This is a genomic window from Paenibacillus peoriae (genome assembly GCF_022531965.1).
GTDB lineage: Bacteria > Bacillota > Bacilli > Paenibacillales > Paenibacillaceae > Paenibacillus > Paenibacillus polymyxa_D.
Genome location: NZ_CP092831.1, coordinates 1 through 10,000, shown reverse-complemented (window position 1 = coordinate 10,000; position 10,000 = coordinate 1). Strand labels below are relative to the sequence as shown.

8 protein-coding genes (1 of these 8 cut by a window edge) are annotated in these 10,000 nt (G+C 45.8%); 1 reads left to right on the top strand and 7 read right to left on the bottom strand.

Translation table 11 applies throughout. The features are described from left to right. Positions 1–2,244: the 5' portion of a DNA gyrase subunit A gene (gene gyrA / locus MLD56_RS00040; protein WP_029518981.1), read on the bottom strand. It extends 321 nt beyond the left edge of the window; 2,244 of the gene's 2,565 nt are visible here — the first part of the coding sequence; the start codon lies at positions 2,242–2,244; its stop codon lies off the left edge, out of view. A gap of 466 nt (positions 2,245–2,710) precedes the next feature. Between gyrA and MLD56_RS00035 the strand changes: the two genes are divergently transcribed. Beyond that, a complete protein-coding gene (locus MLD56_RS00035; RefSeq protein WP_029518980.1) occupies positions 2,711–3,538 on the top strand; it encodes a YheC/YheD family protein in 828 nt (275 codons plus the stop codon). A gap of 141 nt (positions 3,539–3,679) precedes the next feature. On the opposite strand, the gene gyrB is transcribed toward MLD56_RS00035, so the two are convergent. From gyrB to dnaA, 6 genes are all read right to left on the bottom strand, one after another. After that, positions 3,680–5,590, bottom strand: a complete 1,911-nt coding sequence (gene gyrB, locus MLD56_RS00030) for a DNA topoisomerase (ATP-hydrolyzing) subunit B (protein WP_013308100.1) — start codon at positions 5,588–5,590, stop codon at positions 3,680–3,682. 30 nt (positions 5,591–5,620) lie between these two features. Beyond that, a complete protein-coding gene (gene remB / locus MLD56_RS00025; protein ID WP_007433255.1) occupies positions 5,621–5,872 on the bottom strand; it encodes an extracellular matrix regulator RemB in 252 nt (83 codons plus the stop codon). A gap of 16 nt (positions 5,873–5,888) precedes the next feature. Continuing rightward, positions 5,889–7,004, bottom strand: a complete 1,116-nt coding sequence (recF, locus tag MLD56_RS00020; protein ID WP_013308098.1) for a DNA replication/repair protein RecF — start codon at positions 7,002–7,004, stop codon at positions 5,889–5,891. A gap of 54 nt (positions 7,005–7,058) precedes the next feature. Further along, positions 7,059–7,277 carry a S4 domain-containing protein YaaA gene (gene yaaA / locus MLD56_RS00015; RefSeq protein WP_029518979.1) on the bottom strand — a complete coding sequence of 73 codons (219 nt, stop codon included), beginning with the start codon at positions 7,275–7,277 and terminating at the stop codon, positions 7,059–7,061. Between the two features lie 47 nt (positions 7,278–7,324). Then, complete coding sequence (gene dnaN / locus MLD56_RS00010) at positions 7,325–8,467, bottom strand: DNA polymerase III subunit beta (RefSeq protein WP_029518977.1); 1,143 nt, start codon at positions 8,465–8,467, stop codon at positions 7,325–7,327. 186 nt (positions 8,468–8,653) lie between these two features. Next, on the bottom strand, positions 8,654–10,000 hold the full coding sequence (dnaA, locus tag MLD56_RS00005; protein WP_029518975.1) for a chromosomal replication initiator protein DnaA: 1,347 nt from the start codon (positions 9,998–10,000) through the stop codon (positions 8,654–8,656).

Sequence of the window (10,000 nt, the reverse complement as noted above, 5' to 3'; positions counted from 1 at the left end):
AACTGGACCATTTTTTTCCGTAACATTAATCGTCTTGATCCCCTTACCTCCACGGCTTTGGATACGATAATCCATAACAGGGGTACGCTTGCCATAACCTTTGGCCGTTACAATCAGGATATCCAGGCTGGTATCCACGATGTCCATACCAATTACAGCATCACTCTCATCAAGGTTGATCCCTTTAACCCCTGTAGCGCTACGGCCCATAGACCGTACATCACTTTCAGGGAAACGGATAGACATGCCTTGTGCTGTACCAATAATCATTTCCTGCTGTCCGTCCGTCAGCTTCACTTCGATCAGGGCGTCATCTTCACGCAAGTTAATGGCAATCAAGCCACCTTTGCGGATATTTGCATAGTCGTCAAGCGGTGTCTTCTTAATAATCCCATGCTGAGTCGCAAAGAAAAGATAGCTATCCTCCACAAATTCCTCGATTGGAATTACCGCATTGATCGACTCACCCTGTTCAATCTGAATCAGGTTAATAATCGGTGTTCCCCGGGCTGTCCGGCTTAGATCAGGAATCTCATAGGCCTTAATTCGATATACCTTACCCTTGTCGGTAAAGAATAACAGATGATGATGTGAATTCGTAATGAACAGATGCTCTACGAAATCCTCATCTTTGGTATCCATACCCACTACACCACGACCACCGCGTTTTTGACTGCGATAGGTGGTAACAGGAAGGCGTTTGATATATCCCGTATGGGTTACAGTAATAATAACATCTTCACGCGGAATGAGATCCTCATCCAGAATACTCTCTTCACCCACTGTAATTTCAGTGCGACGTTCATCAGCGAAACGCCCTTTAAGTTCATTCAGCTCTTCGCTAATGATGTTGAGTACCAGATGTTCGTTCGCCAAAATCTCACGGTATTCCGCAATCTTTTGTATTAGCTCGTTATATTCGTTCTCAATCTTCTCACGTTCCAAACCGGTTAAACGTTGCAGACGCATATCGAGAATAGCCTGAGACTGCTCAAGAGTGAGCGAGAAACGCTCAATCAGTCCTTCACGAGCTGCTTCTGCAGTTTGGGAAGAACGAATCAAGGCAATAACTTCGTCCAGATGGTCAAGAGCAATGCGCAAGCCTTCCAGAATGTGTGCTCTAGCTTCGGCCTTCTTCAGATCAAATTCTGTCCGGCGACGAATAACTTCGACCTGATGTTTGAGATAATGATACAAGACATCCTTCAGGTTTAGAATCTTCGGTTCGTTGTTTACAATGGCAAGCATATTAATACCGAAATTCGACTGCATAGCTGTATGTTTAAACAAATTATTCAGAACGACATTCGGGTTCACATCTCTACGCAACTCAATAACGACACGCATACCCGTACGGTCCGATTCATCACGAAGATCCGTAATGCCTTCAATACGTTTGTCACGTACTAATTCGGCAATTTTCTCAACAAGGCGAGCCTTATTCACTTGGTAAGGCAGCTCATGCACGATAATCCGTGCTTTATTGCCGATCTCTTCTATGGTGGTCTTTGCACGCATGGTCACAGATCCGCGGCCCGTCTGATACGCCTGACGGATACCAGAGCGTCCTAAAATATAACCTGCTGTCGGGAAATCCGGTCCTTGAATATAATCCATAAGTTCCATCGGCGTAATGTCAGGGTTTTCGATCAGTGCTTGTACACCATCGATAACCTCTCCCAAGTTATGCGGAGGAATATTGGTAGCCATCCCGACTGCAATCCCGCCGACCCCATTCACCAGCAAGTTAGGATAACGTGCTGGTAATACGACAGGCTCGCTCTCTTCACCATCGTAGTTCGGCATAAAATCAACGGTCTCTTTGTTCAAATCACGTAGCATTTCCATGGCAATCTTGGACAACCGTGCTTCGGTGTAACGCATCGCAGCGGCCATATCTCCATCCACGGAGCCAAAGTTACCGTGTCCATCCACCAACATGTAACGCAAGGAAAAATCCTGCGCCATCCGCACCATCGTATCATATACAGCCGTATCACCATGAGGGTGATATTTACCGATAACTTCGCCGACGATTCTTGCCGATTTTTTGTAAGGCTTATCTGGCGACATGCCTAGCTCGGACATCGCATACAAAATACGACGGTGTACCGGCTTCAGTCCGTCCCGCACATCAGGCAAGGCACGGCTAACAATAATACTCATGGCATAATCCATAAAGGATTCGCGCATTTCCACTCCGATATCCCTATTGATGATTTGCGAGTTATTTTGATCCGCCATGCTGGTCCTCCTTCTTATCCTTCAATACAATGCTCTCTATGTGAAAAGCCTAACAAGATACTGCCTATACACTCCGCTCTCTGCGCAGGATTTTGGCTGAAATCCTCATCTGTATAATTATATTACTTTCACAAAAAGAGCACAATTAAACGCATCTGTCCTCTTTACAGCGTAAATCCCTCGTCATTCTCTTTCTGCCTGTAGCAGATCGCTATTCTCTTGTACAACTCACAAGCCCTGATTATAACAAATTCCCCAGAGCTGGGGATTAGCCCCCACCATAAGGGCCTTTTCCACATACAATACGTATACGGTCAGGGTTCAATTAGCAAAATTCCGAAAAACGCCGTATTTCTCTATTATATCATTGTTTTACGCGCTTGTCCTTTAGTTTCCCTTGTTTTGTTAAAGTGTTGCGGATTCCAAGTACATGACTCATATTTCGAAAAGAAAGGGATGAGATTACTTGTCTATTCAACGAGTATCCAGTAAGTGGACCAAAACAAATGCCATTCTCCCCAATCCGACATTGGCTGCTTATGTACCGGAAACACGGTTGTACACATTTGATCACTTAAACGAAATGTTGGCCGTGTATGGTACTGTCTATATTAAGCCGGATAACGGTACTTATGGAAAAGGGGTTATGCGGGCAGAGAGGCTGACAGAGCCGCTCCCGCCGACAGAAGAAGGAATCATCGAAGAGAGAACTTGGTATGTGCTTCGCTATGAAGTAGACATTTTCACCTTCGAAAGTCTAGAAGATCTGCACAGAGTGGTTTCTTCCCGCATACGAAAACGTCCATATCTGATCCAACGTGGAATTCCACTTCTTCAGCATGAAGAACGCCCCTTCGATCTGAGGGTATTAACCCAGATGAACTTGAGACACCAATGGGAAACAACACTTATTGTAGGACGCGTAGCTGCTCCTGACAAAGTCGTCACCAATCATCACAGCGGTGGGACAACACGCTTTTTCAATGAGCTGGTCGCTCCATATATGGATGTAAAGGAAGCTGTACGACTGGAGCAAAAATTATCGAAAATGGGCGAACGGGTAGCCTGGCAGTTGCAAAAAAAATACCCACGTTTAAGGGAAATCGGATTAGATGTGGGACTGGATCAGCAAAATTATCCGTGGATTCTTGAGGTTAATACGAGACCAGCAATCAAGGTATTCTCTTCCCTTCCAAACAAAAGCCTCTATCATAAAATATTCAGATATGCAGTAGGCTACGGCCGATACTCTCCGTCGACAGGTAAACCCGTGCGCTCTAAGAAAAAAGCCTAAAACAATGAGATTAGATATTCAAATACACCCGGGCTGGTTAATGACAAGAAAAGGGACGCCCATTTGGGCGCCCCTCGTGAACTCTTACAAAATACTACCTAATGAGCATGTAATACAGCCACTAGGAAGGAACGTTACACATTAGAAATCAAGATTTTTCACGTACTTTGCATGCTCTTGGATAAAGTCACGACGAGGTTCTACATTATCACCCATCAAGGTATTGAACAGTGTATCAGCCAGCATCGCGTCACTGACAGTTACCTGAAGCATAGTACGACTCTCAGGGTCCATCGTAGTTTCCCAAAGTTGGGTCGCATTCATCTCACCCAAACCTTTATAGCGCTGTACATTGTACTTCGCGTTTTCTCCAAATTCCCTGATGATCTCATCACGTTCCGCCTCGGAGTTCGCATAACGTACAACTTTGTTACGCTCTACTTTGAATAATGGTGGTTGAGCAATATAAATATAGCCTGCATCAATGATTTTACGCATGTACCGATAGAAGAACGTCAGCAACAACGTACGAATATGGGCGCCGTCGACATCCGCATCTGTCATGATGATGACCTTGTGATAACGGGCTTTGGCGATGTCAAAGTCGTCTCCGATCCCTGTACCCATTGCTGTTACCATCGACCGGATTTCATCACTGGACAAAATACGGTCCAAGCGTGCCTTTTCAACATTCAGGATTTTACCACGAATCGGCAAAATAGCTTGAAAGTGACGATCACGCCCCTGCTTGGCTGATCCCCCTGCGGAGTCACCTTCGACAATGTACAGTTCACTAATCGAAGCATCCTTAGAGGAGCAATCCGCCAACTTGCCTGGGAGCGAACTGATTTCCAGCGCACTTTTGCGACGTGTAAGCTCACGCGCTTTACGCGCTGCTTCCCGGGCACGTGCTGCTTGCAATGATTTATCTACCACGCGGCGGGAAACAGACGGATTTTCCTCTAGGAACTCCTGGAGTTTCTCTGCGAATAAGGATTCGACAATCCCTCGCACCTCACTGTTACCCAGCTTTGTCTTGGTCTGACCCTCAAACTGTGGTTCTGGAATTTTGACGGAGATAATTGCCGTCAATCCTTCACGCACATCGTCACCGGTCAGGTTGGCATTGTTGTCTTTAATCAAGCCATTTTTACGTGCATAATCGTTTATAATCCGGGTTAATGCACTCTTGAAACCTGATTCGTGAGTTCCGCCCTCATGGGTGTTGATGTTGTTGGCAAAAGAATAAATATTTTCGGTATAGCTGTCGTTATATTGCAATGCAACTTCGACTTGAATCATATCCCGCGAGCCTTCGACATAAATCGGCTGTTCATGTAGCGCTTCTCTTTTTTGATTCAAGAATTGCACATATTCACTGATTCCGCCCTCGTAATGGAATGTATCGCTAGCTCCCGTCCGTTCGTCAGTCAAGCTGATTGCAATGCCTTTATTCAGGAAAGCCAACTCACGAATCCGCGTTTGGAGCGTATCATAATCATATACGGTCGTTTCTGTAAAGATTTGATCGTCCGGATAGAAGGTCGTTTGGGTACCCGTCTCGTCTGTATCACCGATGACTCTGACATCATACTGCGGAGCACCACGGTGATATTCCTGCTCATACAGATGTCCGTCTCGTTTAACATGAACAATCATTTTGCTGGAGAGAGCGTTCACTACCGATACCCCAACCCCGTGCAGACCACCGGATACCTTGTACCCTCCGCCTCCGAATTTACCGCCTGCGTGAAGCACAGTCATAACGACTTCCAGCGCAGATTTTTTCATTTTGGCGTGTTCGCTTACTGGAATACCACGTCCATTATCTGTAACGGTAACACTGTTATCTTCGTGAACCACAACTTGAATGCTGTCACAATAACCCGCCAGCGCTTCGTCAATGCTGTTGTCCACAACTTCCCAGACCAGATGATGGAGACCTTTGGCGCTTGTGGAGCCAATATACATCCCGGGACGTTTCCGAACCGCCTCCAGGCCCTCAAGGACCTGAATCTCGCCCGCATCATAAGACGGTTGATTCATAGACATGCCTTTCACCTACTTCTATAGATTCTATGGTTAAGCATTGGCAACAAACTGGTTTGCCCGCTTTTTGAGTGTTGTTGAGGAGATGGGGGAATAATACACCGTATTCTGAGTAACTACGATGGACTTGGCTTCCTCTTCGCCAATCATCTCGACATGCTTTTGCTGTTGGGCATGGTTCACGTATTGCTTGGAGATTTTAGAGGATTTTTCAATCGAGATATCGAAAATAGCCACAAGCTCTGACGAGCGGATGATTTTTTCTCCACCCAGATGAATATACATAGCGGTCACTCACTCCTTAGTGTTCCACATGCCCGTCGTGGACGTGATAAATATTGGCATCCTTGAGTCGTTCTGCGTTCAAAGTCTCAACCCCGGTTGCCGTGATAAAGGTCTGTACTTTGCTTTGGAAGGTCTCGATCAGCTGGGTTTGACGATAGGGATCCAGCTCGGACAAAACATCATCCAGCAGCAAGACAGGATATTCACCAATTTCCTCATGAATTAACTCAATTTCGGCCAACTTCAAGGACAGGGCCGTCGTCCGCTGCTGCCCCTGAGAGCCATACGTATGCACTTCTCTGCCGTTAATGGCAAAGGCTAAATCATCACGATGGGGTCCCGCCAAAGTCATGCCACGGCGGATTTCCTGTTCCCTCATTTGGGATAACTTTATCATAAATCGCTCCAATAAGACAGCTTCATCTTCTTCCTCTGGCTCACTGAAGGAGGGAACATAGGTTAATTTTAACTCTTCCGTCCCACCTGCGATCCCTTCATGAATAGCTTGAGCCCACTTTTGTAGCTTTGTTATAAATTGTTTCCGCTTTTTAACAATTTTAACACCATGCTCAACAAGTTGCTCATTCCATACCTCCAGCATCAGCTGCACTGACGCCATATCCTTACCCCAAGCTTGCTTGAGCAGGTTATTTCGCTGAACCAATACTTTCTGGTATTGCTGCAAATGATACAGATAGCCTGGCGCAACCTGGCCGATTTCCATGTCAAGAAACCGGCGGCGAACCCCCGGTGTTCCTTTCACAATTTCCAGATCCTCAGGTGCAAACATGACCACATTTAACGAACCGATAAAATCGCTCAATTTACGCTGCTCCAGTCCGTTGATCTTTGCTTTTTTGCCTTGTGTGGATAACGCGAGATCCAGTCTGATTTTCCCGTATTTTTTATCCACATCTGCGGCTAGGTGAGTGGAAGTAGCCCCGAAAGAGATTAACTCCTTGTCGCGGGACGTTCGATGACTTTTGGTTAAAGCTAGTACAAAAATCGCCTCTACCAGATTCGTTTTGCCCTGCGCATTTTGTCCGATCAGCAAATTAACGGGACCAAATTCATTCAGTTCCAGCTGCTCATAGTTCCGGTACTGCTGCAAAACAATGTTGTTCACAAACACATAGGGTCCCCCTTGTTACTCCGTACCTAAAAGGAGTCCTTGCCACCCAGGCGATCATGCTCCTGCTGTAACCTCGAAACTTCCGTTGTCCTCTACTTCTACGGTATCACCTGGGTACAGTTTTCTTCCACGACGTTCTTCCGGTTCACCATTCACACGGACTTGTCCCTCTTGCAGCAGGGCTTTAGCCATGCCTCCTGTGGATACACAATCGGCTAATTTTAAAAATTGATCGAGCTTGATGTATTCGGTCTGTATAGATATTGGTTTCAAGGCTTGTTCATCCTTTCGGTTGTCCTCAGGTGGGTTAACGCTAGACATCAGTTGGTTGTGCGATATGGCAGGATGATATATAGCGCATTGCTGGAATCTGCCGGTTTTAAAATAATGGGACTCATAATGCCGGTAAAAGCAATCGTCAGCTGCTCGCTGTCAATCACCTTCAGCACGTCAAGCATGTATTTGGAGTTGAACGAAATTTTGAGCGGCTCCCCCTCAAATTTGGACACCGTTACTTCCTCACGCACTTTGCCAAGCTCAGAGGAACTAGAGGAAATTTCCAAACCGCCATTTTCCAGCGACTGCATTTTTACGATATTCGTTTTTTCCTCACGGGACAGCAAATAAGCACGGTCAATTGACTCACTTAAACTTTTTGTATCCACAATCAGTTCTGTTTTGTAGGAGGTCGGAATAATTCTAGAAGTATCAGGATAGGTGCCGTCCAAGATGCGGGAATAAAATAGCACCCGATCTACTTTGAATAATACCTGATTGTCCGCTACTACGATATCCACAAGCATATTTTGGTCTGGAATAATTCTGCTCAGCTCATTCAGCGTTTTGCCCGCAATGACAACATTGCTAAAGCGCAAGCCTTCAGACGTCTCCAAATGAGCGCTGCGGGTGGCAAGGCGGTGGCGGTCCGTTGCCACAAACTTCAGTTCCCCCTCAGCCAGATTCCACAACACGCCGGTTAAAATCGGTGTCGTTTCGTGGGTGGAAATGGAGAACACCGTCTGTTTAATCATATTTTTAAGTAAATCTCCTGGCACAGAGATGACTTGATTTTCTTCAATGTTGGGAAGCACCGGGAATTCTTCAGGATCTAAGCCAACAATCTGAATTTCAGTTGCACCGGACGAGATAAAGGTTTGGAATTGGTCTTTTACCTCCATACGAATCTCCTGCGAAGGCAACTTTTTGATAATTTCGACAAAGAATTTGGCAGGCAGCACCACACTACCGGGTTGTTCAACCTGAACGACAGTTTGGTCACCATCCTCCATCGGAATAAAGGATTGAATCGAGATGTCTGTATCGCTGGCGGTCAGCGTTACTCCCTGGTGATTCACATCCAGCTTAATACCACTCAGAATTGGAATCGTAGTTCGACTTGATATCGCTTTGGATACATGTTGTATAGCCTCGTTCAAAACGTTTTTCAGAATGCTGATCTTCATAAGTTCCTCCTACGGGTTTTAATCCTTCAAGCACGCGTTGACGCGGGCCTTATTTAGGTGATGTATATCTTTAAAATATATTAGTAATAGTAATAGGCGCACTGAATATGTGGATAAGTCACTGTAACCCTAATAAAATCAAGCCTATCCACATGTGTATAAATTGTGTATAGGCTCTGAACTTGTTCAGGTTGGATTTTTGATTTTTTCTATTAGGTTGTTGATAACTTTAAACAGATCCTGATCCACTTGAATGGATTTGGAGATTTTTTCGTGCGCATGAATGACAGTCGTATGATCACGCCCACCGAAAGCTTCACCGATTTTTGGCAAAGAATAATCGGTTAACTCACGAGACAGGTACATGGCAATCTGTCGTGGAAAAGCTACAGCCTTCGTCCGTTTACGCGCTTTAAAATCCTCCAGCCGTAAATTGTAAAATTCCCCGACTTGGTGCTGTATATCCTGGATCGTGATCATTTTTGGTCGACTGGACGGGATAATATCCTTCAGCGCCTCAGCCGCGAGATGACTTGATACATCCTGATTGGTTAAGGAGGAATAAGCGACAACGCGAATAAGCGCCCCTTCTAGCTCACGGATGTTTGTATCGATTTGATTAGCGATATACATCATGGCTTCATTGGGAATATCCAGGTTTTCTGCCCGCGCCTTTTTACGAAGAATAGCAATTCTCGTTTCCAGATCCGGCGGTTGGATATCCGTTATGAGTCCCCACTCGAAGCGAGAGCGTAGCCGTTCTTCCAGCGTTGGAATCTCTTTAGGTGGCCGATCGCTTGAGATTATAATCTGCTTGCGTTCCTCATGAAGCGCGTTGAACGTGTGGAAAAATTCCTCCTGCGTCGATTCCTTACCCGCAATGAATTGAATATCGTCAATGAGCAGAATATCAATGTTGCGATATTTATTCCGAAAACTTTCCCCGCGGTTGTCCCGGATAGCATTAATGAATTCATTCGTAAACTTCTCCGACGATAAATAAACGACCTTGCTGGCCGGATTGTGCTCCAAAATATAGTGTCCGATAGCGTGCATCAGATGCGTTTTTCCCAGCCCTACACCACCGTATAAAAACAGCGGATTGTAAGCTTTGGCCGGCGCCTCGGCGACGGCCAGCGATGCCGCATGGGCAAAACGGTTCCCCGATCCGATGACGAATGTATCGAATGTATATTTGGGATTCAGCATATGGGACACAGCTTCTTCATGAACGACCGGCTGCTGCTGAGGTTGTTGCTGAAGGTCGACCTCGGCGGGCTTGTTCTCTTCAATAACGAACTTGACCTCTAGCTGTTTGCCCAAAATCTCATAAACCGTTGCTCCGACTAGCTTGGTATAGCGGCTTTCAAGCCATTCCACGGCAAAAGTTGTCGGTGCAGAAATCACAATGGAGTGGTCATTTAGTTTCGCTGCCTTGGTAGCCTTAAACCAAGTGTCGTAACTCGGCTTACTCAGCTTGGTTTGTATGATGGATAGAATTTGCTGCCATAGTTCAGAGGTATGGCTGTCCAC

Bases quoted from the DNA above. Each gene is read 5' to 3' on its own strand.
- gyrB (WP_013308100.1), bottom strand. From the start codon at position 5,590: ATGTCTATGAATCAACCGTCTTATGATGCGGGCGAGATTCAGGTCCTT.
- remB (WP_007433255.1), bottom strand. From the start codon at position 5,872: ATGTATATTCATCTGGGTGGAGAAAAAATCATCCGCTCGTCAGAGCTT.
- dnaN (WP_029518977.1), bottom strand. From the start codon at position 8,467: ATGAAGATCAGCATTCTGAAAAACGTTTTGAACGAGGCTATACAACAT.